Raw genomic sequence first — 23,641 nt, 5'->3', positions numbered from 1 at the left:
CTCTTCGGCAAGGACCGCCGTTGCCTGACAGATGGGTCTTCGCGCGCGGTTAGGCAATAACAAGGGCTTTGTTGGCGGCTAACAGCGTTGAAAAACCAAGAAAAAGGGGCGGGTTGCCCCGCCCCTGTCAAGTTTCGCCGTTCAGGCTCAGTCGTTGTACCGCTCGGTGTTATCTCGCCTGCGGCCTGAACGTCGGTCTGGGGCGAGCGCACCCGCCCCGGATGCCTTCCCCGGTCCGGCGGGACCGGGGAGGGTATTCCTTAGCTGCAGCCGGATGTCCCGCCGCAGGTGTTGCATTTCATGCAGGTGCCGTTGCGCACCAGAGTGTAATTGCCGCACTCGCCGCAGGGGTCGCCTTCGTAGCCCTGCATCTTGGCCTTGGTGCGGGCGTCCATCGTCACCGTGCCAGAGGCAAGCGCGGTCGCCCCGGCCACGCCGCCGCCCATCATCGTCTCGGGGATCAGCGTATTCAGAACCGCGACCGGGTCGCCTGCGAGTGCGGTCGCACCGATGCCGCCCTGCAGCACCACGAGGTCTTGCGGCAAGCGCTTCCGCAGATAGCCGGTCGAGGAGATTTGCTTCAGCACTTCCAGCGACTTGGAGGCGGTTCTTTCCGTGACCTCGCTGACGTTCGCCTGGCCTTCCTCCGCCCCGCCGCCGAGATCGTCGAAGCTTGCCCCTTGCGGTTTCACATGGGCGAGGTCGGTGCGGTCGAGGTAGGAAACCGCCAGTTCGCGGAAAATATAGTCGAGGATCGAGGTCGCCGACTTGATCGAGTCATTGCCCTGCACGAAGCCCGCCGGTTCGAACTTGGTGAAGGTGAAGGCGTCGACGAATTCTTCCAGCGGCACGCCGTATTGCAGGCCGACGGACACGGCGATGGCGAAGTTGTTCATCATCGCCCGGAAGCCCGCGCCTTCCTTATGCATGTCGATGAAGATTTCGCCCAAGGAGCCGTCCTTGTACTCGCCGGTTCGCAGGTACACCTTGTGGCCGCCGACGATCGCCTTCTGGGTATAGCCCTTGCGGCGTTCGGGAAGCTTTTCGCGGTGGTTGCGGATCACTTCCTTGACGATCACCTTCTCGATGATCTTCTCGGCCAGCACGGCGGCCTTTTCCTGCGCCGAGCCGTTGGCGAGGATTTCCTCGGCCTCCTCGTCATCCTCGACGAGGGCAGCGGCGAGCGGCTGCGACAGTTTGGACCCGTCGCGGTAGAGCGCATTGGCCTTGATGCCGAGCGAGTGGCTGAGTTCATAAGCGGCAAGCGTTTCCTCGATCGTCGCATTGTTCGGCATGTTGATCGTCTTCGAGATCGCGCCCGAGATGAACGATTGCGCCGCCGCCATCATGGTGATGTGGCTGTCCACGGACAGGAAGCGCTTGCCCCTCTTGCCGCAGGCATTGGCGCAGTCGAAGACGCTGTAATGTTCGGCCTTCAGATGCGGTGCGCCTTCCAGCGTCATGGTGCCGCAGACATGGTCATTCGCGGCCTCGACCTGCGCGCGGGTAAAGCCCAAGTGGCGCAGCATGTCGAAGGTCGGGTCGTTCAGCTTCTCGGCCGGGATGCCAAGCGTCTTTGTGCAGAAGTCCTCGCCGAGCGTCCATTGGTTGAAGACGAAACGGATGTCGAAGGCGGTGGGCAGCGCCGCCTCGATCTTCTCGATCTCGCGGGGGCCGAAGCCATGGCCGATCAGCGATGTGTGGTTGATGCCGGGGCAGTTGCCAAGCGAGGCATGGCCGACGGCATAGGCGACGATCTCTTCGATCTCGGCCGAGCCGTAGCCAAGGGTTTCGAGCGCCGCCGGGACGGAGCGGTTGATGATCTTGAAATAGCCGCCGCCCGCGAGCTTCTTGAACTTCACCAGCGCGAAGTCGGGCTCGATGCCGGTCGTGTCGCAATCCATGACCAGGCCGATCGTGCCGGTCGGCGCAATGACGGTGGCCTGCGCATTGCGGTAGCCGTGCTTCTCGCCCAGTTCCAGCGCCTCGTCCCAGGCGGATTTCGCCAGCTTGATCAGCGCCTTGTCGGGGCAGTTGGCATGGTCGAGCGCGACCGGCTTTACCGCCAGCGCCTCGTAGCCGTCGGTCTTGCCATAGGCGGCCGTGCGGTGGTTGCGGATCACGCGCAGCATGTGGGCCGCGTTCTTGCCGTAGGACGGGAACGGGCCAAGCTCGCCCGCCATTTCGGCCGAGGTGGCGTAGGACACGCCGGTCATCACCGCCGTCAGCGCGCCGCAGAGCGCCCGACCCTCGTCGCTGTCGTAGCCAAGACCCATGTTCATCAGGAGCCCGCCGATATTGGCATAGCCAAGGCCGAGCGTGCGGAAATCATAGGACCGCTGCGCGATTTCCTTCGAGGGGAACTGCGCCATCAGGACAGAGATTTCTAGCGTCACGGTCCAGAGACGGGTCGCATGCACATAGGCGTCGGCGTCGAACTTCGCCCCCTTGTAGAAGGTCAGGAGGTTCATCGAGGCAAGGTTGCAGGCCGTGTCGTCGAGGAACATGTACTCCGAACAGGGGTTCGAGCCCCGGATCGCCCCGTCTTCGGGGCAGGTATGCCAGGCGTTCACCGTATCGTGGAACTGGATGCCGGGGTCCGCGCAGGCCCAGGCGGCATGGCCCACCTGCGCCCAGAGGTCACGGGCCTTCACCGTCTTGGCGATCTTGCCATCGGTGCGGCGGACAAGCTCCCAATCGGCATCGTCCTTGACCGCCTTCAGGAAGGCGTCGGTGACGCGGACGGAATTGTTGGAATTCTGGCCCGAGACCGAGGCATAGGCTTCGCTGTCCCAGTCGGTGTCATAGGTCGGGAATTCGATCGAGCCGAAGCCCTGCTTGGCATAGTCCAGCACCCGCTTCACGTAGGTGTCGGGGATCATCGCCTTCTTGGCGCCGCGGATCGCGGCCTTCAGCGCCTCGTTCTTCACCGGATCGACGGCATCCTCCGAAGACCCGTCCCACTGGCGGATGGCAGCGAAGATGTCATTCAGCTGACGCTCGTGGATCTTCGATCCGGCGACCAGCGAGGCGACCTTCTGCTCTTCGATGACCTTCCAATTGATAAAGGCTTCGATGTCGGGGTGATCCATGTCGCAGATCACCATCTTGGCGGCGCGGCGCGTGGTGCCACCCGACTTGATGGCGCCGGCCGCCCGGTCGCCGATCTTAAGGAAGCCCATAAGACCCGAGGATTTGCCGCCGCCCGACAGTTTCTCGCCCTCGCCACGGAGCGAGGAGAAGTTGGTGCCGGTTCCCGAACCGTATTTGAACAGTCGCGCCTCGCGAACCCAGAGGTCCATGATGCCGCCCTCGTTCACCAGATCGTCACTGACCGACTGGATGAAGCAGGCATGCGGCTGGGGATGTTCATAGGCGGAGTTGGATTTCACCAGTTCGCCCGACTTGTAATCGACATAGAAGTGACCCTGCGAAGGGCCGTCGATGCCATAGGCCCAGTGGAGCCCCGTGTTGAACCACTGGGGCGAGTTCGGCGCGGCCATCTGTTCGGCCAGCATGAAGCGCATTTCGTCGAAATAGGCGCTCGCGTCGGCCTCGGTCGAGAAATAGCCGCCCTTCCAACCCCAGTAGGCCCAGGCGCCTGCCAGGCGGTCGAACACCTGCTTGGCCGAGGTCTCGCCGACGATCCGCTCTTCCTTCGGCAGCTTCTCAAGCGCCGCTTCGTCGGGGACCGAACGCCACAGGAATTCGGGTACGCCCTTTTCCTTCACTTTCTTCAGCCGCGCGGCGACGCCCGCCTTGCGGAAGTATTTCTGGGCGAGCACGTCGGATGCGACCTGGCTCCAGCCCTCCGGCACTTCGACGGCCTCGTTACGGAACACGATCTTGCCGTCGGGATTGCGGATTTCCGACGTGGTGGTCGCAAAGCCGATGCCCGCATAGGCATCCTGTCCGGCCTTGGTGAATTTGCGTTCGATCTTCATCTCTGCCCCCGTCTCGTTTTTTGTCTGGCGCCTCCGCCCTCTTCGGGGGCGTCGCACCGGTTTCGCTACGCGGGATCAGCGACGCATCTACCGCCGCGCCTATCGCGCGGTCAACAGGTCGATTGATGATTTGTCCCACGGCGGGGGCACTATATGTAGTGTGTGCCCCTCTTAGCGCATACAAACTGGCGTAGAAAGCAGCGGCGCGTCAACGGGAAAAATCGCATAGGCAGGCCGATATTTCGGTTGACCGCCGAGACCAGGCGGCTGCGGCAGCGCGTCCGGATGATTCATGCACAGACCGGGCGCACGACCCTGCGGACAAATTCATCAAGCGTTATGGCGGCTTGAGGTCCTTTTCTGCGAAATCGCTTCAAATTGTCCACAGCCGTCAACCTTGGTTAATGCCGCTTTGGGTAATCCGCGACTATTGCAAAAAGATGACAGGCATGGCGCGAGACGGCGCACCGGGCATGGCGAGGGCACGGAATCACAAAATCTCCCGCTATCGCCGGACCGCCCCTAGACCGGGTAGCAAGAGCGCCCCTGTCTCGGGCCCATGAATGTGGAGGCGACCGCCAACACTTGCGTGGTTGACCTGCAGAGGGCCTGTTGGTCAGGTTTCCAGCCGACGAAGGCTCCCATCCGGTGCCGGTCGTTGCAGGCGGTTCGCTTCTGTCCACGGCAGGGTCAGCCAGCCTTCCCAATCCGCTGATTCCAGCAGCAGAACCGGCATCGCTTTCGGATGTACGGCGGCAACCTCGGCGTTCGGAGGGCAGGTCAGGAACGCGAACAGATCGTCGATGGTCTCGCCGTCTTTCAATTTCCGGATGCTGCGCCAGCGCGGCACCTGAATTCCCGCAAAGAAAGCGGGCCGGCCATCGGCGATCTCGAACCAGCAATTGCCGCCGGGCCCAGGTTCCGCAAAACGATCGAACGGAACCAGGCAGCGATTTTCCGGCCCAAGCCACCTGCGCCAGTGTGCGGAGGCAGTATTGCGGACATTCGTAACGCCACGGTCGATACCGCTCTTGCTATGGAACTGCGGAGGGCTCGGGAGCCCCCAGCGCGCGCGCGCAAGCACCATGCTCTCACCATCCCGACGTACAATCGCCGCGTCGCGATCGGGATAGATGTCGGCAGGGCCGAGATTTCCCGTGCCATCGTCCCATGGCCGATCCGGGAAGACCCGGCGCATCGCCTCTTTTGCGCTGGTCTGGTTGAAGAGATTGCACATGGTCAGGCCCGCTCATTGCGCCAAATCCAGCGAAGAACCTGACGCTTTGGCCGCCTGACAGTCAATCCCGCCGCGAGCTCGGCCGCGGACGGCAAGCGCCACGAAAGGTTCAGATATTCGTCCGAACGGCAGCGGCCGCAGGGAAACGGCGGATCGACGGCGCTCGCACCGGCACCGAGGACAAGCGCCAGGTCACATGCCCAGTAGTTCGCGCGCCGCCCGCACAATCCGCAATGGACCGACAACAACATACCCCGCGACGCCATCTCTGACAGGCGTGGATGCTTCATCGGCGAGGCAGACGGACGGGGTGCAGGCATATAGGAACATTACAGGAACATTCTGGATGGGTCCAGTTCCCGCGACCGACCATGTGGAGGCGAAAAACCTCGACGGACCAACTCTGCAAAACGAACTGCAGAACGGGCCTGACGAAAATCGGCTAAGTGATGGTCGGGGCGAGAGGATTCGAACCCCCGGCCTACGGTACCCAAAACCGTCGCGCTACCAGACTGCGCTACGCCCCGACGGGCTATCCTCTAGCGGTTCGTCGCCGCAATGGGAAGCCCGCCTTGCGCCAAGCCTGCCGAAAATGCCGGCGTCCACACGTACCGATCACTCGCCAGCGGAGCAGGACCAGGCGGCAGCGTCCGAATCAATTGCCGGATGGCGAAGCTCCGCGCCTGGCGCGATTCCCAGCCTCCGGGCGAGCCCGCCGTTGATCTCAAGCACGAACTGGATGTCCTCGCCGCCCGGTATCGGCGTCTCGTCGAAGGGCTTGGCACCTTCATGCACCTTGCGCACCCTGCCATCGCCACCGACGAAGATCATGTCGAGCGGGATGCGGGTGTTCTTCATCCAGAATGCGACGATGCGCGGGCGGTCATAGACGAAGAGCATGCCGTGGCCTGCCGACATCCGGTCGCGGTTCATCAGCCCGAGATGACGTTCGGCATCATCGTCCGCAACCTCGACCGAGAATACCGCACCACCACCCGGCCAGCGCAGATCCACCCTGCCCTCCGAGCAAGCGACATCTGCGGCCGCCCCATCGGCGCCGCAGATCAACCAAAGCGCAGCAAGCGCTACTTGCGCTCTCGAATGGCGCTTTCCCAACTCGTCACCATTGCGGCCATCCGGCCGCGCTTGCCCTCGATCACCCTGAGACCGACGGCCTCGCCGGGTCCGAGGTCTGCAAAGCCCGACCGACGGAGCACCTCGACATGGATGAAGACATCTTCCGGGCGACCAAAAACATTTGCGAAACCAAAGCCTTTGCCCTTGTCGAACCATTTGACCCGGGCGGGCTCTAGAGGCAGCGCTGCAATGGTGGCGGCGTCGCTCGTGCCGAGATCCTCGATCGGCGCGCGCTCCTCCTCCTCGGGGGGTTCGATCTCCATTACTTCAGTGGCCTGATGGCCGCGTGCAGTCTGCTGAATCTTTACGGTGATCTGGGCATTGTCGGCGACCGAGCCCTGCCCGAAGTTCCTGAGCACATTGGCATGCAAGAGAATATCGCCCAACCCTTCGTCGGCGATAATGAAGCCAAATCCTTTGGAGGCGTCAAACCACTTCACGCGGCCCTTGACCACGCGGTGCGCCTCTTCTTGTTCTGTCATCGTCAAGAACTTTCCATTCCTACTGTTCCCTCGGCCTGCTCTTCAAAGCCACCGGGACCTTTCACCCCTCTACTCGTACTATGGGTTGAGCCTCCTGATGTCCCACCTGTCTGCGACTGTATCGCGTCGCCACTGGAAACGATCATGAAGCCTAAACGCACCATCCGCCCAGAATTCGATCTCGAGCGGACATAATCTGAACCCGCCCCAAAATGGCGGTCTGGGAGGATTCACCCCCATACTCACGGTCACCCGCGCCACTTCTGCCATTAACGCGGCCCGCGATGCAAGCGGTTCGGATTGTTTCGACGCCCAGGCCCCCAGCCTGCTCTTGAGCGAACGCGAAGCAAAGTAGGTGTCCGCCTCTGCGCCATCCTCGCGCCGGATGAGACCGCGCACGCGAACCTGTCGGCGCAAGCTCTTCCAATGCATCACGAAAGCGGCCTTGCCTGCCGCCTCGACCTCGCGCGCCTTGGCCGAGCCATAATTGGTGTAGAAGACGAAGTCCTGATCGGTGATTTCTTTCAAAAGCACCATCCGCGCGTTCGGCAGGCCGTCGGCATCGACGGTTGCGAGCGCAATGGCATTCGGGTCATTCGGCTCCGCTGTTTCGGCCTCGACCAGCCAGTCTCGCGCGATCGCGAAAGGGTTGTCGCCTGCGAAAATCCCGGTTCTGTCGCCTGCGTCCATGCTTATCTTCTCTTGACTTCGGTTCCCTGGCGCCCGCCGTCCCGCCCTTGAAGCAGTCCGGAACTTGCCCTAAAGCTTCGCCCACAGGATCAGGCGCGGGGACAGATATGGCAAACGGACTGATGGCAGGCAAGCGCGGCCTGATCATGGGGCTTGCGAACGACAAGTCGATCGCCTGGGGCATTGCCAAGGCCTGCGCCAATGAGGGCGCGGAAATTGCCCTGTCCTATCAAGGCGATGCGCTCTTGAAACGCGTTCAGCCGCTCGCCGCTGAAATCGGCTGCACCCAGATCGTCGAATGCGACGTCGCGGACGAAGGGTCGCTCGACAAGCTCTTCGAGCATTTGCAATCTGCCTGGGGCAAGTTGGACTTCGTCGTCCATGCCATTGGTTTTTCAGACAAAAACGAACTTCGCGGCCGTTATGTCGACACCGGCCCCGACAATTTCCGCATGACGATGGACATTTCCGTCTATTCCTTCACCGCCGTCTGCCGCCGGGCCGCCGCGATGATGCCGGACGGCGGGTCGCTCCTGACGCTCACCTATTACGGCGCCGAACGCGTCATGCCGCATTACAATGTGATGGGCGTGGCCAAGGCAGCGCTTGAGGCCTCCGTGCGCTACATTGCCGAGGATCTGGGCAAGGACGGCATCCGCTGCAACGCCATTTCCGCCGGACCGATCAAGACGCTCGCCGCCTCTGGCATCGGCGATTTCCGCTATATCCTCAAATGGAACGAGTTGAACTCGCCCCTGCGCCGCAACGTCAATCAGGAAGAGGTCGGCAAGTCCGCGCTCTATCTTCTCTCCGATCTCGGGTCAGGGGTGACCGGCGAGGTGCATCACGTCGACTGCGGCTATCATGTCGTCGGCATGAAATCGGTCGATGCGCCCGATATCGACGTCGTCACTGGGCGTAAGGAGGGCTGAGATGACCGACCGTCTTCCGCACGAGAAAGGGTTTCACGTCAGCTGGGACCAGATCCACCGCGATGCCCGGGCGCTGGCCTGGCGGCTTGATGGCAAGGGGCCGGACAATGGTGCCTGGCGCGCGGTCGTGGCGATCACCCGTGGCGGCATGGCGCCTGCGATGATCGTCAGCCGCGAACTGGATATCCGCGTCGTCGATACGATCTCGGTCAAGTCCTACAACCATCAGGAACAGACCATGCCCCGCGTGATCAAGGCCCCGCAGGCCGATATCATGGGGACGGATGGCGAAGGCGTGCTGGTCGTCGACGATCTGGTCGATACCGGCAAGACGCTGGAACTCGTGCGCAATCTCTATCCCAAGGCGCATTTCGCCACGGTCTATGCCAAGCCCGAGGGCCGGGGCATGGTCGACACCTACATCACGGAAGTCAGTCAGGATACCTGGATCTTCTTCCCCTGGGACATGGCGCTTCAATATGTCGAACCCTATCGCGGGAAAGACTGATCCATCATGGTCCGCCAAACCGCAGCCTGGGCGCAAGGGCTGCTGCACCGGCTGTTCACTGCGACGCTCGCGGTCAAGGGAAGCCTTGCGAGCCTAGAGGCCGCAGTCGGTGGCTGGCTTTGGATGCGGGCGCAGTTTCCCTCGGCCCCCAGTCTTCCGGTTGAAGGCTCGATCGCATGGCTGACCCAGCATGAACTGACCCAGGATGCAGATGATCCGGTGGTGCGGACGCTCGCCGAACAGGCCCAGCACCTGCCGCTGATGCCGGTCGACAATTTCTACTATTTCTATCTGGTCATGCACGGGTTTCTGAAACTGGTGATGGTGGCGCTTCTGGCGCGCAAGGTCCGCTGGGCCTATCCGGCGGCGATGGCGCTGCTCGCAGCCTTCGTTGCCTATCAGGGGATCGAGTTCACCCGCACCCATTCCATCTATCTGCTGATGCTCTGCGGGTTCGACATGTTCATGATCTGGCTCGTCGGCCGCGAATATGGCCTGATGAAGCGCGCGGTCTGATCTGGCCTCTGGTCGTTTTTGGGGCTGCGGCCCGCGCGGAAATCTGTATCCATGCGCTGAACGCTTGCCGAGGTTCCGCCCATGTCCCTGCCCCTCAATCCCGCGATGAGCGCCACCTTCGCCCCCCCGGTGATGGAGGCACGCCGCTGGCTGGAAGGCGTGACATTCCCGCCTGACAGGCCGCTGATCAACGTCAGTCAGGCCGCGCCGGTCGATCCACCGCCAGAAGGCCTGCGGCAGGCGATCGCCGAAGCCGCGCTGACCCGCGCCGAGGCGCATCTCTACGGCCCGGTCCTCGGCTTGCCGGACCTGCGGGCGGAAGTCGCCGCGCAATGGTCGGCGGCCTACGGTGGCAGCATCGCGCCGGAAGAGGTGGCGATCACCCAGGGCTGCAACCAGGCCTTCTGCGCGGCGCTGGCGACACTCGCAGGCGCGGGAGATGAAGTCATCCTGCCAACGCCTTGGTATTTCAACCATAAAATGTGGCTCGACATGGCGGGCGTCCGCGCTGTGCCGCTCCCGACCGGCGACGACCTTCTGCCTGATCCGGCGCGCGCGGCCGCGCTCATCACCGACCGCACGCGTGCCATAGTGCTCGTCTCGCCCAACAATCCCGGCGGGGTCGAATATCCCTCGGCGCTCCTCCGCGCCTTCTTCGATCTCGCACGCGCGCGCGGGCTCGCGCTGATCGTGGACGAGACCTATCGCGACTTCGACAGTCGCACCGGCGCGCCGCACGATCTGTTTGCCAATCCCGACTGGCGCGGCACGCTTATCCATCTCTATTCCTTCTCAAAAGCCTACCGACTGACCGGCCACCGGGTCGGCGCGATTGTCGCCGACCGCGCCTTTCTGGCCGAGATCGAGAAATTCCTCGATACGGTGGCGATCTGTCCCAGCCAGCTCGGCCAGATTGCAGCCCTCTGGGGGATGCGGAACCTGTCCCAGTGGGTTGCAGGCGAGCGGGCCGAGATCCTTACACGTCGCGCCGCAATGACCGAAGGATTCGCGCGGCTGCAGGGCTGGCGGCTTCTGGGCTGCGGCGCTTATTTCGCCTATGTGGAACATCCCCACGCGCTGCCCTCGCCCGAGATGGCCAAACGGCTGGTCGCCGAGGCGGGTATCCTGATGTTGCCGGGCACGATGTTCATGCCCGAGGATGACGCTGCCGGGAAGCGGCAGTTCCGCATTGCCTTCGCCAATGTGGATGCGGCCGGAATAGGCCGCCTGATCGACCGCCTCGCGACCTGGCAGCCCTGACCGCCCTTCGCCGCGTCGCTCATCGCCGCCTTCGGCGCTCTTCGCTCGCCACGCTGCAACGAGCGGTCGAAGACCGACGAGGAGCCGCCCGCCGCGCTTACATCGGATGGATGCCGAGCGGCCTTGCCCGGGCCCCGCATAGGCCCTAAACAGCCTCAGTGACAGTGAAGGGGAGCCAGCAATCATGTCCACGCGCCTGCGCAGGAAAAAGGCCAATTCGGTCGTCTGGGGCATTCTGGCGCTGGTGATGGTCGGGCTCGGCGGCTATGGCGTGACCTCCTTCTCGGGCGGCAAGACCGAACTTGGCCATGTGGGGACCCGTCCGATCACCGTGAATGAATATGCCCGCGCGCTGCAATCCGAGATCCGCGCGACCTCGGTCCAGTTCGGCCAGCAGCTGACGTTTGAACAAGCCCAGCAGATGGGGCTCGACCGTGTCGTGCTGCAACAGTTGGTCACGGCCGCGACGCTTGAGAACGAGGCCAATGCGGTCGGCGTGTCAGTGGGCGATGCCGAGGTGCGCGACAAGCTGATGGCGGCGCCGGCGTTGCAGGATGCAAGCGGCAAGTTCAGCCAGGACCTCTATTCGCAATTCCTGCAGTCCCAGCGGATGAGTGCGGCCGAGTTCGAAAGATCGCTGCGCGATGAAGCGGCGCGCACGCTTCTGCAGGGCGCAGTCCTCGGCGGCGTCAAGGCGCCCGGCGACCTGGTCGACCGGCTGACCGGCTGGGACATGGAAACCCGCGACTTCACCTTCGCCGAACTCATCGCGAGCGACCTGCCCGCGCCCGTCGCTGCGCCAACCGACGACGAGGTGAAGGCCTGGTACGACGGCCATGGCGACAGCTATATGCGCCCTGAGACCCGGCAGATCTCCTACATCTGGCTGAAGCCGGAGGATCTGATGGATAAGGTCGCGGTCGACGAAGAGGCGCTGAAGAAAGCTTACGAGGATCGCAAGTCCGAATTCGTGATCCCCGAGCGGCGGCTTGTTGCGCGGCTGATCTATCCCACCGCCGAGGAAGCCGCCGCCGCCAAGGCCCGTTTCGACAAGGGCGAGGCGAGCTTTGAGGATCTGGCGAGGGAACGCGGGCTCTCCATCGACGATGTCGATATGGGCGAGGTCGCGAAGGAAGATCTGGACACGGCTGGCGACGCCGTCTTTGCCCTGCCCGAACCGGGTGTCACCGGCCCGCTGGAGACCAACCTCGGCCCCGCGCTTTTCGCGATGAACGGGATCCTCGCCGCTCAGATCACCAGCTTCGAGGACGCCCGCGACGATCTGCGCTCCGAAGTCGCGATGGACCGGGCGCGGCGCGCGGTCGCCGACCGGCAAGAAGCGATCGAGGATCAGCTTGCTTCTGGCGCGACGCTCGAAGAGGTCGCCAGGGACGAGGGGCTGGAATTCGGCCAGATCGAGGTCAACAGCGAGACCGAGGGCGGTCTTGCGGCCTATGAGGCCTTCCGCCAGGCGGCCAGCCAGGTAAACACCGAGAGCTTCCCGACGCTCGTCGGACTGGAAGATGGCGGTGTCTTCGCCATCCGTCTTGATGAGATTGTTGCCCCCGCACTCCGCCCGCTGGAAGAGGTGCGCGACAAAGTGATTGCCGACTGGACGACCGATCAGACCCATGCGGCGCTCTTGGCGCTCGCCGGCGAGGATCTCGCCCAGCTTCAGAATGGCGTTATGCTTGAGGCGCTTGGTCTCGTCACCACCCGTGACGACAGTTTTGGGCGCAATGACTTTGTGCCTGACGCCGTGCCCGAAGTCGGTCAAGCCGTCTTCCAGATGATCGCGGGCGAAAGCCGGGTGGTCGAGGCGGCTGGCCGTGTGTTCCTCGTGACGCTGAATGCCGTCACCCCGGTCGATCCGGCCGACGCGGCGGTGGCCGCGAAACGGGCCCAGATCGAGGCAACGCTCGACCAGTCGCTCGCGCGCGACGTCTTCGAACAATTCGCCCGCACCTTGCAGGCGAATGCCGGGCTCAGCCTCAATCAGGCAGCGGTCGCTGCCGTGAATGCGCAGATGCAATAGGAACGATCTTGGCGCTTTTCCCTTCATACGAGGCGTTCGAGGCCGGTTGGGCGCGCGGCGAGAACCAGCTCGTTTATGCCCGCCTTGCAGCCGACCTCGACACGCCGGTCTCGCTGATGCTGAAGCTCGCCGATGCCGGGCCGATGAGCTTCATGCTGGAATCGGTGACCGGCGGCGAGGTGCGCGGGCGCTATTCCGTCGTGGGGCTGAAGCCCGATGTCATCTGGGACTGCCGGGGCGAGCAAAGCCGGATCAACCGGCAGGCGCGCTTTGACGCCGAGGCTTTCGAACCACTTGCAGGTCACCCGCTGGAAACGCTGCGCGCCCTGATTGCCGAAAGCCGTATGGACATGCCCGAAGGCCTTCCCGCCATTGCGGCGGGGCTTTTCGGTTATCTCGGCTACGACATGATCCGGCTGGTGGAGCATCTGCCGAACATCAATCCCGATCCGATTGGCGTGCCCGATGCCGTCCTGATGCGCCCGACCGTCGTGGCGGTGCTCGACGGCGTGAAGGGCGAGGTGACCGTCTGCTCGCCCGCATGGGCGGGAACGGGTCTGAGCGCGCGGGCTGCCTACGCGCAGGCGGCCGAACGGGTGATGGACGCGGTGCGCGATCTGGAACGCGCGCCTGCGGGTGAGACGCGGGCGCTGGGTGACGCCGCACTCTTGGGCGAGATGAAGTCGAACTTCACGCCAGAAGGCTACCGGGCGGCGGTCGAGAAGGCCAAGGACTATATCCGCGCGGGCGACATCTTTCAGGTCGTGCCCTCGCAGCGCTGGACGGCGGATTTCAAGCTGCCGCCCTTCGCCTTCTACCGGTCGGTCCGCCGCACGAACCCCTCACCCTTCCTGACCTTCTTCAACTTCGGCGGCTTCCATATCGTCGGCTGTTCGCCCGAAATCCTCGTGCGCGTCCGCGACGGCGAGGTGACGATCCGCCCGATCGCCGGCACCCGCCCGCGTGGCCGAACGGCGGAAGAAGACAAGGCGCACGAGGCCGATCTGCTGGCCGACAAGAAAGAACTGGCCGAACATCTGATGCTGCTCGACCTCGGTCGCAACGATGTGGGCCGGGTGGCGAAGGTCGGCACCGTTCACCCGACCGAGAAGTTCATCATCGAACGTTACAGCCACGTCATGCATATCGTGTCGAACGTGGTGGGCGAACTCAGCCCCGACCATGATGCCTTGTCGGCGCTGCTGGCAGGCCTGCCCGCAGGCACCGTCTCGGGCGCGCCCAAGGTCAGGGCAATGGAGATCATCGACGAGCTGGAGCCGGAAAAGCGCGGCATCTATGGCGGCGGGGTCGGCTATTTCGCCGCCAATGGCGAGATGGACATGTGCATCGCGCTGCGCACCGCCGTGGTAAAGGATGAAAAGCTCTATATTCAGGCGGGTGGCGGCGTCGTCTTTGACAGCGACCCCGAGGCGGAATTCCAGGAAACCGTCAACAAATCCAAGGCGCTGAAACGCGCGGCCGAAGACGCGGGCCTCTTCATCCGGCGCGGTAACGGTTGAGGCGAAAGGCGGCTGATCAGCCGCCGTTCGCGTTCATCAGTGCCGATACGGGCGCCAGCGCCACCGATCCTGCGGCATTGGAGCCGCTCCAGGCGATAAGCCCGGTGATCGCCTCGGCCGTCGATGGGATCGCGATTACCGCCGATCCTTTCTGCGCGGCACTGAAGGCAAGCTTGTCAAGCTCGCGCGCCAGTGCGCCGCCCTTTGCATCCTCCACCGTGATCAGCCGGTCGACCGAAGCCACAGGCGCGCCTGCCTTTTCCGCCGCACGACGGGCCGCGTTCAGGCCCTGAGCGAAGGTGATGAAGCCCCGCCCATCGGTCGCCAGAAGCGCCGCCATATGCTGGGCATCGAGGCTTTGTTTTTGGAAAGCCGCGCCAGGCAGGCCGATCAGCGCGACCGAATGCGGCAGGGCCTGCACATAGCTCTGATAAGCCACTTCCATATCGGCGGGCGTCGCGCCCTGCGGCAAGTCGCCCGCGAAGATTGCCACTTCCGCCCCCGCAGACCGCAGCGCGGTCTCACGGTCCGCCGCATCCGGTGCGAGCGGATCGACGGCGACGGTCGCGGCGAAGGGCAATGCCGCCAATGCGGACGGATCGAGCCCGCCCGCCGCCGTACCTACGTCGAGGATGATTACCGCAAGCGGCGGACGCGCGTCGGGATTTTCGAAGGCGGCCGCATAGGCCTTCAGGGGCGGGACCTGGCCATCGGGCATCGCTTCGGACGCCGTGTCGGGAAGGCCCTCTTCCGCGGACTTGGCCTCCGCTGCGGAGCTTTCGTCGGCAGCGTCCGCCGTCGGCGGCCGAAGGATCTTGACGCCCGGCACTTCACGGCCAAGCGCAGCGGTTCCCTGCCCCTCCGGCGCAGTCGCCGGGTCGAGCGTCAGGATCTTGGGTTTGCCGCTGTCTTCCGGGGCGGGCTCGGATGCAGGCTCTGCGGTGACCTCTGGGTCGCTGGCAGGCAGAGCGGCGGGTTCCTCGGGTGCCGCTTCCGGGCCGGGCTCAGCCACGACTTCAGGCGAGGCCCCTGTTTCAGGTTCGGCGGACGGCTGCGGCGCGGGTTCGGGCTCCGGTGCAGGTTCCTGCGCAGGATCAACGGAGGGCGCGGCCTCCGCCACCGTGTCCGACGCTGGTTCAACCGGCGCCGCCGCATCAGCGGATGGCGCTTCCACGGCCGGTTCGGTCGCCGCCTCGGCCGGCGCAGTGACAGGCATGGCCTGCGCTTCCGGCTCTGCCTCTGCATCTGCCTCTGCGTCGTTGGTCATCTCGCCGGTCGCAGCGGCTGCCGGCGTCGGAGCTTCCTCTTGCTGGGCCTCTGCCGAGGTTGACGGGGCGTCGGTCGCTGCTGCCGCATCTTCGGTCGGTTGGTCAGCCGGTTCGGCGAGGGCGATATCGATTGACTGACCGGGCGAGGGCGGCCCGCCCTGCTGCCCCGCGCCCGAAGCATGGGCCGTCCCCTCGGGGGCCGCAAGTGTAGCGGCGGGCGACGGTTCCGCAATGGGCACTTCCGCCGCGGGCAGGTCAGGGGCAGATCCCTCCGATACGGTCTGATCCGCCTGCAGTGACGCGACCGGCCCGCTGTCGGGTGCAGCCGGAGGCGTAGTTTCGCTCAAGGCTGGCGCGGGTTCGGCGGCAGGGGCGGCGCTGGCCTGATCCGCCTCTGCCTCCGGCGCGGGCTCCGCCTCGGGCAGCGCGGCGACGGTATCACCCTTGGCCGCGTCGAACTCGGACCCTTCGGGCACATCAAGGATCGCCGCTTCAGGGGCGCCTGCATCCGCACTTTCGGGTGCGGCAGGCGCATCGGCTTCGGTCGTCTCGGTGACAGGCGCCACCGCCTCGGGCACCTGAACCGCAGTTTCCTCAGGCGCCTGATTATGGTCCTGATGCCCGGTTGGCGGCGGGGCGACCGTGGAGATCACCCCAAACCCTACAAGCGACAGGACAACACCCGTCACGCTTCCGGCGACATAGCTTCTGCTCACCCCGACCTCCGGTGCCTCTGCCCGTTCTTTTCTCCCGCATCCTCGGCCAGATCGTGACGACCCACCCTTGACCCCGAGACGCGGCTTCCCTCATGTATAGCCCGACATGCGCCGGGGTTCACCCAGAATGTGACGGACGTCCATTTCCAGATCCCCGCGTGCCGCTGAAAGGACCTGCGATGCTCTTGCTCATCGATAATTACGACAGTTTCACCTACAATCTTGTGCATTATTTCGGCGAGATCGGGGCGAATGTCATCGTGCGGCGCAATGATGCACTGGATGTGCAGGAAGCGATGGCGATGAAGGCGGACGCGATCGTCCTGTCGCCCGGGCCCTGCGATCCGGCGCAGGCCGGGATTTGCCTCGCTCTGACCGCCGCTGCGGCGGAAACCCGCACACCGCTTCTGGGCGTCTGCCTTGGCCATCAAACCATCGGCGAGGCATTTGGCGGCCGCGTGGTGCGCTGCCATGAGATCGTGCATGGCAAGATGGGGACGATGCACCATTCCGGCCAGGGCATGTTCCGCGGCCTGCCCTCACCCTTCGCGGCGACGCGCTATCATTCGCTGATCGTCGAGCGCGACAGCCTGCCCGAATGCCTGGAGGTTACCGCCTGGCTTGAAGACGGCACGATCATGGGGCTCAGGCACCGCGACCTGCCGATCGAAGGCGTGCAGTTCCACCCCGAAAGCATTGCATCGGAACATGGCCACCAGATGCTGCGGAACTTCCTCGAAAGCGCCAACGTGCCGCTTGGAGCGGCGGCATGAGTGCCGACCTGCGCCCGCTGATCGGCATCGCCGCCGACCGGCCGCTGACGCGGGCCGAGGCGGAGACCGCCTTTGAGGCCCTGTTCGACGGCGCCGCGACCCCAAGCCAGATGGGCGGGCTCTTGATGGCGCTGCGCACGCGCGGTGAAACGGTCGAAGAGATCGCCGCCGCCGCCCATGTGATGCGCTCGAAGTGCCATGCGGTCCGGGCGCCTGAAGGCGCGATGGATATTGTCGGCACCGGTGGCGACGGCAAGGGAACGCTCAATATCTCGACCGCGACCGCCTTCGTTGTGGCGGGCACGGGCCAGGTGGTGGCCAAGCACGGCAACCGCAATCTTTCTTCCAAATCCGGCGCGGCGGACGCGCTGACCCAGCTCGGCGTCAATGTGATGGTCGGGCCGGAGGTAGTGGAACAGGCGCTTTCCGAGGCGGGCATCGCCTTCATGATGGCGCCGATGCACCATCCGGCGATCCGCCATGTGATGCCGACGCGGGCCGAACTGGGCACGCGCACCGTCTTCAACCTGCTCGGGCCCCTGACCAACCCCGCCGGGGTGAAGCGACAGCTGACCGGCGCCTTTGCGCGGGCCTGGATCCGGCCCATGGCCGAGGTGCTGGGCGCGCTCGGGTCCGAACGGGCCTGGCTGGTGCATGGTTCGGACGGCACGGACGAGATGTCGATCGCTGGGCCGACCTCTGTCGCAGCGCTGGACGGCGGCACGGTCGACGAGTTCGAGGTCACGCCCGCCGACGCGGGCCTGCCGACCCACCCGTTCGAAGCGATCATGGGCGGCACGCCCGAGGAGAATGCGATCGCCTTCCGCGCGCTGCTCGATGGCGAGGGCGGCGCCTACCGCGACGCGGTCCTGCTGAACGCCGCCGCCGCGCTTATGGTCGCGGGTCGGGTGGGTAAACTGTCCGACGGCGTCGGACTCGCCGCCACCAGCATCGATACCGGGGCCGCGAAGGAAAAGATCGCGACACTCGCACGCATCACGTCGGCGGCCTGAAGGGATGATCCCGCCCGCTTGGGCCGACCTGCCCTTCTTCACCCGTTATTGGCCCGCACTCAGCGCCGCCATCGCCGCCGATCCGCGCCTCATTCTGCCGCCGGAGGGTCAGCGCTTCGCCGCTCTGGCGCTGACACCGCCAGACGCGGTGCGCGTGGTGATCCTCGGTCAGGATCCCTATCCGACGCCGGGGCACGCCCACGGCCTCGCCTTTTCGGTCGAGCCGGAGGTCAGCCCCCTGCCCCGCTCCTTGTCCAATATCTTCAAGGAGATGGAGGCAGATGTCGGCACGAGACCTGCCAACGGAGATCTGCGCGGATGGGCGCAACAGGGGGTGCTCCTGCTTAACACCTGCCTCAGCGTCCCGGCCGCAGAGGCCGGGGGGCACACAGGGCTCGGCTGGCAAAGGCTGGCCGAGGAGGTGCTCGCGCGCGTCTCGCAGAAGCCCACCGCCTTCCTCCTCTGGGGGGGCCACGCGCAGGCGTTGGCCCGCCATATCGTCCCGGGCGATCACCTGATCCTCGAAAGCGCCCATCCCTCGCCGCTATCGGCGCGGCGCGGTTTCTTCGGCTCCCGCCCCTTCAGCCGGATCAATGGCTGGCTGTCCGAACGGGGCGAGCCACCGATCCGCTGGGTCTGAGGCTTAGCGCCCGCGGTTCCACAGCCGCTCGCCCGCCCAATCCTTCGCCGACAGGATGCGCAATCCGCCCGCCTCGCGGTAGAGCGCGAGCGCCCCGGTTGCCTTCAGTTTCTGGCGGTCGAAAAGCACGCAGGTCCCGTCCGCACCCGCCCAATCCTCGCTGAGGACAACCAGCGAATTGGCCGCGCAACTTCCTTCTGCCCGCGCCGCTGACCCCTTGCCGGTGAAAACGAGAATCGTAAGGTCGGCGAAATCGGCCTGAAGCGCGCCTTTCTTTCCGCTGAAGGCCACGCGGGCGGCGGCGGTCGGTTGATCGGCCGGATCGCCGTCGTCCTCAAGCCAGCTCTTGGCGACGAAGCCCCCGCCTTTTTCCTTCGACAATGCCCGCCCCTCCGCCGTCATCAGCCCGACGAGGGTGCCATCGCCAGAGATCAACAGGTCCGGCCGCTCCGCCCCTCCCCAAAGGATAAGCGCCAGGACAACACCGCCTGCACCGCCCGCCCGGACCCAGCGTGCCCCGCCGATCATGAGCGCCGCGCCGCAGAACCCCAGAAACGGCAAAACCATGTCGGGTGGCGTCGGCACCGTCACCACCGCACCCTTCATGCCCGAGACCCAAGCCGCGACCCAGAGGATGAAGGCGGATCCTTTCTCCATCACCCAAAGCGCCGGCCCAGCAAGGCCGAGGGGCGCGAGCAAAGCCGCGATGACCCCCGCAGGCATCACCACTGTCCCCATCACCGGCACGGTCAGGAGGTTGGCCAGAAGCCCATATTCCGCGATCCGGTTGAAATGAGCCGCCGCAATCGGCGCCGTCGCGGTCCCTGCGAGCAGCGAGGAAAGCACCATCACCAGCCCGGGTCGCAACGCGGCGGGCACGCGATGCTGGTGCTTGGTCCATTGCTCGAACCCCGCGATCAGCGCCGCTGTCGCGCCAAAGGACATCTGGAACCCAGGCTCCGTCAGGCTTTCGGGTTCCAACACGAGGCAGATGAGCGCCGCGATGGCGAGCGAGCGGAGCGAGATCGCCCGCCGGTCAAAAAGTACCGCGACAAGCATCACCGCCGCCATCACATAGGCGCGGCGGGTGGCGACCTCAGGCCCCGCAAGGAACAGATAGAAGGTTGCCGCCCCAAGCGCCGCGATAGCGGCGATCTTCTTGCCGTCGGTCCTGAGGCCGAGAACCGGCGCCAAGGCGAGCCCGTAGCGGAAAAGCGCAAAGACGAAGCCGGTCAGTAGCCCCATATGCAGGCCCGAGATCGAGACCATGTGCGAGAGGTTCGAGGCGCGGAGCGCTTCGTTCGTCTCTGCCGTCACGCCCGACCGGTCGCCTGTCATCAGAGCCGAGGCGAAGGCCATCGCCTGCCCTTCGCGCCCCGCCTGCATCGCCGACGACAATCGCATGCGAAGCCGGAAGGCCGCGAGCGAACCATGCCCCTCGGGCCGTTCGACCACCATCGGCGGACTGCGGGCATAGCCGACGGCGCCGAGGCCGGAAAACCAGGCGAGGCGCTGAAAATCGAAGCCCCCCGGCGCCACCGGTCCGTCGGGCGGCGCGAGATGCGCGGTGACCATCACGATGAGGCCCGGCTCGGGCACAAAGCCCATCTGGTCGCCATGCAGAGCCACCCTGACCCGCGTGGGGGTTTTCTTTGCCGAGACGTCATTCAGGCGGACCTCGTCGAGCGTGATGCGGATCTGGTCCGAGAAGGACCGGTCGATATCGACGATCCGCCCCTCGACCGGGCCGTAATAGCGGAAGGGCAGAACCGGCGCCGCGACCAGATGGGCGCGCGCCACCGCAAGGACGAAGCCCCCGGCGATGAGGGCCATGGCGAAGGCCGGGGACCGGCCGAGCTCGGGCCCGAAGAGCCCCGCCGCCCAGAGAAGGAGCGCGAGGCAAAGCACCGCAAGAACCACCGACTTCGCGGGCTCCGATCCCAGCGCAAAGTAGAGCCCGATGCCCACCGACAGAAACACCGGTGCCCAGGGCAGAAGCGTGCCGCGTCGCGCCGCGAGCGCCACGAGCGGCGACGCGAGCGAGCCCGAAAGTCCCAGCCAAAGGTGCCGCACTTGTCTCGCTTCCCTCGATTGCCTAGAACGCTGCGGTCAGGATTTCCTCATTCTGGTTTCCGAAAGGTTAACGTTTCCATGTCCTCTCCCGTCGTCACCCGTTTCGCCCCCTCTCCGACCGGCTATCTGCATATCGGCGGGGCACGCACGGCGCTTTTCAACTGGCTCTATGCACGCGGCCGGGGCGGCAAGTTCCTCCTCCGGATCGAGGACACCGACCGGGAACGCTCGACCCCCGAGGCGACCGAGGCGATCCTGAAGGGCCTCACGTGGCTCGGCCTCGACTGGGACGGCGAGGTCGTCAGCCAGTTCGACCGCAAGGACCGCCATGCAGAGGTGGCGCGTGAGATGCTGAAGCGTGGCTCGGCCTACAAATGCTTCTGCACGCAAGAGGAAATCGAAGCCTTCCGCGAGGCGGCGCGGGCCGACGGCCGCTCGACCCTTTTTCAAAGCCCCTGGCGCGACGCCGATCCATCGACCTTCCCCGACATGCCTTTCGTCATCCGCCTGAAAGCGCCGCGCGAGGGCCAGACGGTGATCGCCGACCGGGTACAGGGCGACGTGACCTTCGGCAATGATCAGCTGGATGATATGGTTTGTTTACGCGCCGATGGTACACCCACCTACATGCTGGCGGTCGTTGTCGATGATCACGACATGGGCGTCACGCATGTGATCCGTGGGGACGACCATTTGACCAACGCCGCGCGGCAGACCCAGATCTACAAGGCGATGGACTGGCCGGTGCCGGTCTGGGCGCATATTCCACTGATCCACGGGCCGGACGGCAAGAAACTGTCGAAGCGCCATGGCGCGGTCGGCCTGCATGATTATCAGGCGATGGGATACCCTGCTTCCGCCATGCGCAATTACCTGTGCCGTCTGGGGTGGAGCCACGGCGACGACGAGTTTTTCACCGACGATCAGGCGCGGGACTGGTTCGATCTGAATGGAATCGGCCGCTCGCCATCGCGGCTCGATTTCAAGAAACTGGAAAACATTTCCGGCCAACATATCGCCGCCAGTGCAGATGCAGCATTACTGCCTGAAATTGAGGCATTTCTTGCAGCGTCAGGCCAGCCCGCGCTGACCGAAGCGCAGCGCACGCTGATGTCACGCGGTCTTTACTGCCTGAAGGACAGGGCCAAGACCTTCGGTCAACTCATTGAAAAAGCACATTTCGTTCTGCAATCCAGACCGATTGCGCCTGACGAGGCGGCGGCAAAGGTGCTCGATACGGTATCCCGTGGTATACTGAAAGAATTGACGCCGCAGCTGCGAAATGCTAGCTGGGAGCGCGAAGAACTCGAAACTGCCGTGGCCCGCGTGGCCGAGGCGCATGGGCTGGGGTTGGGCAAGCTTGCCGCCCCTCTGCGCGCCGCGCTCGCCGGACGGACGGCCACGCCGTCGATCTTCGATATGATGCTTGTTCTGGGGCGGGAAGAGACGCTCGCCCGGTTGATGGATGCGGCAGCCTGACCGGCCCTCACCGGACGGGCGCCCGAACCAAGGGGAGAAGACTATGGCCGACAGAACCAAGGCGACGCTGAGTTTCGGCGACAAGACACTCGAGCTCCCGATCCTGAAGCCGACCGTCGGCCCCGATGTGATCGACATCCGCAAGCTCTATGCCGAGGGCGATGTCTTCACCTACGATCCGGGTTTCACTTCGACGGCGGCCTGCGACAGCGCGATCACCTATATCGACGGCGATCTCGGTGAGCTTCTCTATCGCGGCTATCCGATCGAACAGCTGGCCGACAAGTCCCATCATCTCGAAGTCTGCTACCTGCTTCTTTACGGCGAACTGCCGACCGAGGCGCAGATGAAGGATTTCGAACTGCGCGTGACCCGCCACACCATGGTGCACGAGCAGATGCACAATTTCTTCCGCGGCTTCCGCCGGGATAGCCATCCGATGGCGACGATGGTCGGCGTCGTGGGCGCGATGTCGGCTTTCTATCACGACAGCCTCGACATCAACGATCCCTGGCAGCGCGAGGTGGCCGCGATCCGCATGATCGCCAAGCTGCCGACGATCGCGGCAATGGCCTATAAATATTCGATCGGCCAGCCGTTCGTTTACCCCAAGAACTCGCACTCCTATGCGGGGAACTTCCTGCATATGTGCTTTGCGGTCCCGTGTGAGGATTATGTCGTCCAGCCCGAGCTGGAGCGGGCGATGGACCGGATCATGATGCTGCATGCCGATCATGAGCAGAATGCCTCGACCTCGACCGTACGTCTGGCTGGATCGTCGGGCGCCAACCCCTTCGCCTGCATCGCCGCAGGCATTGCTTGCCTCTGGGGTCCCGCACATGGCGGGGCGAACCAGGCCTGCCTCGAGATGCTGAAGGAAATCGGTACCGTCGACCGGATCCCCGAATATATCGCCAAGGCCAAGGACAAGACGAGCGGCTTCCGCCTGATGGGCTTCGGCCACCGGGTCTACAAGAACTTCGATCCGCGCGCCAAAGTGATGAAGGAAAGCGCCGACGAGGTGCTGGAGCTTCTGGGCGTCCACAACAACCCGCTGTTGCAGGTCGCCAAGGAGCTGGAGCGGATCGCGCTTGAGGATGAGTATTTCATCTCGAAGAAGCTCTATCCCAACGTCGATTTCTATTCCGGCATCATTCTTGAGGCGATGGGCTTCCCCACGTCGATGTTCACACCGATTTTCGCGATCTCGCGCACCATCGGCTGGATTTCGCAGTGGAAGGAAATGATTGGTGATCCGACCCAGAAGATCGGCCGCCCGCGCCAGCTTTATGTCGGGCCGACGCGGCGCGATTATGTCGAGGTCGGCGGGCGCTGAGAGCGGGATTTCGTCCGGGCTTCGCCCGGCCGACCCGGGGGGGGGGGGGGGGGGGGGGGGGGGGGGGGGGGGGGGGGGGGGG

Annotated in this window: 18 protein-coding genes and 1 tRNA gene; 11 read left to right on the top strand and 8 right to left on the bottom strand. The window is 64.7% G+C overall.

Annotated features, from left to right (window positions below; translation table 11 throughout):
* Positions 1-260: 260 nt before the first annotated feature.
* The 6 genes from OU426_RS00095 to pdxH form a co-directional block, all read right to left on the bottom strand.
* The gene (locus tag OU426_RS00095) at positions 261-3,944 is read right to left on the bottom strand and encodes a vitamin B12-dependent ribonucleotide reductase (protein WP_267631791.1); all 3,684 of its coding nucleotides are present in this window, start codon (positions 3,942-3,944) and stop codon (positions 261-263) included.
* Between the two features lie 616 nt (positions 3,945-4,560).
* On the bottom strand, positions 4,561-5,181 hold the full coding sequence (locus OU426_RS00090) for an SOS response-associated peptidase family protein (RefSeq protein ID WP_267631790.1): 621 nt from the start codon (positions 5,179-5,181) through the stop codon (positions 4,561-4,563).
* Positions 5,182-5,631: 450 nt separating this feature from the next.
* Positions 5,632-5,708 (bottom strand) — tRNA-Pro (locus tag OU426_RS00085).
* 88 nt (positions 5,709-5,796) lie between these two features.
* Positions 5,797-6,195 (bottom strand): DUF192 domain-containing protein, encoded by a 399-nt coding sequence (locus OU426_RS00080; protein WP_324289783.1) that lies wholly within the window; start codon positions 6,193-6,195, stop codon positions 5,797-5,799.
* Between the two features lie 71 nt (positions 6,196-6,266).
* A complete protein-coding gene (locus tag OU426_RS00075) occupies positions 6,267-6,800 on the bottom strand; it encodes a cold-shock protein (protein ID WP_267631788.1) in 534 nt (177 codons plus the stop codon).
* A 78-nt stretch (positions 6,801-6,878) separates the two neighbouring features.
* Complete coding sequence (gene pdxH / locus OU426_RS00070; RefSeq protein ID WP_267631787.1) at positions 6,879-7,490, bottom strand: pyridoxamine 5'-phosphate oxidase; 612 nt, start codon at positions 7,488-7,490, stop codon at positions 6,879-6,881.
* 107 nt (positions 7,491-7,597) lie between these two features.
* Here pdxH and fabI point away from each other — a divergent pair, with 107 nt between their 5' ends.
* The 6 genes from fabI to trpE all read left to right on the top strand — a co-directional run bounded on the left by fabI (position 7,598) and on the right by trpE (position 14,261).
* On the top strand, positions 7,598-8,422 hold the full coding sequence (fabI, locus tag OU426_RS00065) for an enoyl-ACP reductase FabI (protein WP_267631785.1): 825 nt from the start codon (positions 7,598-7,600) through the stop codon (positions 8,420-8,422).
* Between the two features lies 1 nt (position 8,423).
* On the top strand, positions 8,424-8,930 hold the full coding sequence (gene gpt / locus OU426_RS00060) for a xanthine phosphoribosyltransferase (RefSeq protein ID WP_267631784.1): 507 nt from the start codon (positions 8,424-8,426) through the stop codon (positions 8,928-8,930).
* Between the two features lie 6 nt (positions 8,931-8,936).
* Positions 8,937-9,446, top strand: a complete 510-nt coding sequence (locus OU426_RS00055; protein ID WP_267631783.1) for a DUF2127 domain-containing protein — start codon at positions 8,937-8,939, stop codon at positions 9,444-9,446.
* Between the two features lie 81 nt (positions 9,447-9,527).
* Positions 9,528-10,706 carry an aminotransferase gene (locus OU426_RS00050; protein WP_267631782.1) on the top strand — a complete coding sequence of 393 codons (1,179 nt, stop codon included), beginning with the start codon at positions 9,528-9,530 and terminating at the stop codon, positions 10,704-10,706.
* Positions 10,707-10,890: 184 nt separating this feature from the next.
* Positions 10,891-12,741: a SurA N-terminal domain-containing protein gene (locus tag OU426_RS00045; protein WP_267631780.1), complete on the top strand. Its 1,851-nt coding sequence runs from the start codon at positions 10,891-10,893 to the stop codon at positions 12,739-12,741.
* Between the two features lie 8 nt (positions 12,742-12,749).
* Positions 12,750-14,261, top strand: coding sequence for an anthranilate synthase component I (trpE, locus tag OU426_RS00040; protein ID WP_267631779.1), 1,512 nt, complete (start codon positions 12,750-12,752; stop codon positions 14,259-14,261).
* 16 nt (positions 14,262-14,277) lie between these two features.
* Here trpE and OU426_RS00035 read toward each other — a convergent pair whose 3' ends face one another.
* Positions 14,278-16,245: a divergent polysaccharide deacetylase family protein gene (locus OU426_RS00035; RefSeq protein ID WP_267631778.1), complete on the bottom strand. Its 1,968-nt coding sequence runs from the start codon at positions 16,243-16,245 to the stop codon at positions 14,278-14,280.
* Between the two features lie 179 nt (positions 16,246-16,424).
* Between OU426_RS00035 and OU426_RS00030 the strand changes: the two genes are divergently transcribed.
* Genes OU426_RS00030 through OU426_RS00020 form a run of 3 tightly spaced genes read left to right on the top strand, consistent with a single transcriptional unit; the run spans position 16,425 to position 18,671 of the window.
* Positions 16,425-17,018, top strand: a complete 594-nt coding sequence (locus OU426_RS00030) for an anthranilate synthase component II (protein WP_267631776.1) — start codon at positions 16,425-16,427, stop codon at positions 17,016-17,018.
* Positions 17,015-18,031 carry an anthranilate phosphoribosyltransferase gene (gene trpD / locus OU426_RS00025; protein WP_267631775.1) on the top strand — a complete coding sequence of 339 codons (1,017 nt, stop codon included), beginning with the start codon at positions 17,015-17,017 and terminating at the stop codon, positions 18,029-18,031. The genes OU426_RS00030 and trpD overlap by 4 nt, the downstream gene beginning before the upstream one ends.
* A gap of 4 nt (positions 18,032-18,035) precedes the next feature.
* Positions 18,036-18,671, top strand: coding sequence for a uracil-DNA glycosylase (locus OU426_RS00020; RefSeq protein WP_267631773.1), 636 nt, complete (start codon positions 18,036-18,038; stop codon positions 18,669-18,671).
* 3 nt (positions 18,672-18,674) lie between these two features.
* Here the strand turns inward: OU426_RS00020 and OU426_RS00015 are convergent, their stop codons facing one another.
* A complete protein-coding gene (locus OU426_RS00015; protein WP_267631772.1) occupies positions 18,675-20,744 on the bottom strand; it encodes a ComEC/Rec2 family competence protein in 2,070 nt (689 codons plus the stop codon).
* Positions 20,745-20,822: 78 nt separating this feature from the next.
* Between OU426_RS00015 and gltX the strand changes: the two genes are divergently transcribed.
* Together gltX and OU426_RS00005 are read left to right on the top strand one after the other, a co-directional pair.
* Positions 20,823-22,223, top strand: coding sequence for a glutamate--tRNA ligase (gltX, locus tag OU426_RS00010; RefSeq protein WP_267631771.1), 1,401 nt, complete (start codon positions 20,823-20,825; stop codon positions 22,221-22,223).
* 43 nt (positions 22,224-22,266) lie between these two features.
* Positions 22,267-23,559, top strand: coding sequence for a citrate synthase (locus OU426_RS00005; protein ID WP_267631770.1), 1,293 nt, complete (start codon positions 22,267-22,269; stop codon positions 23,557-23,559).
* The last annotated feature ends 82 nt before the right edge of the window (positions 23,560-23,641 follow it).

This window comes from Frigidibacter sp. RF13, from assembly GCF_026626305.1.
In the GTDB taxonomy this organism is placed as follows: Bacteria; Pseudomonadota; Alphaproteobacteria; order Rhodobacterales; family Rhodobacteraceae; genus TMP-24.
Note: the sequence above shows the minus strand (reverse complement) of the source record. Positions and strands in the feature narration are given on the sequence as shown.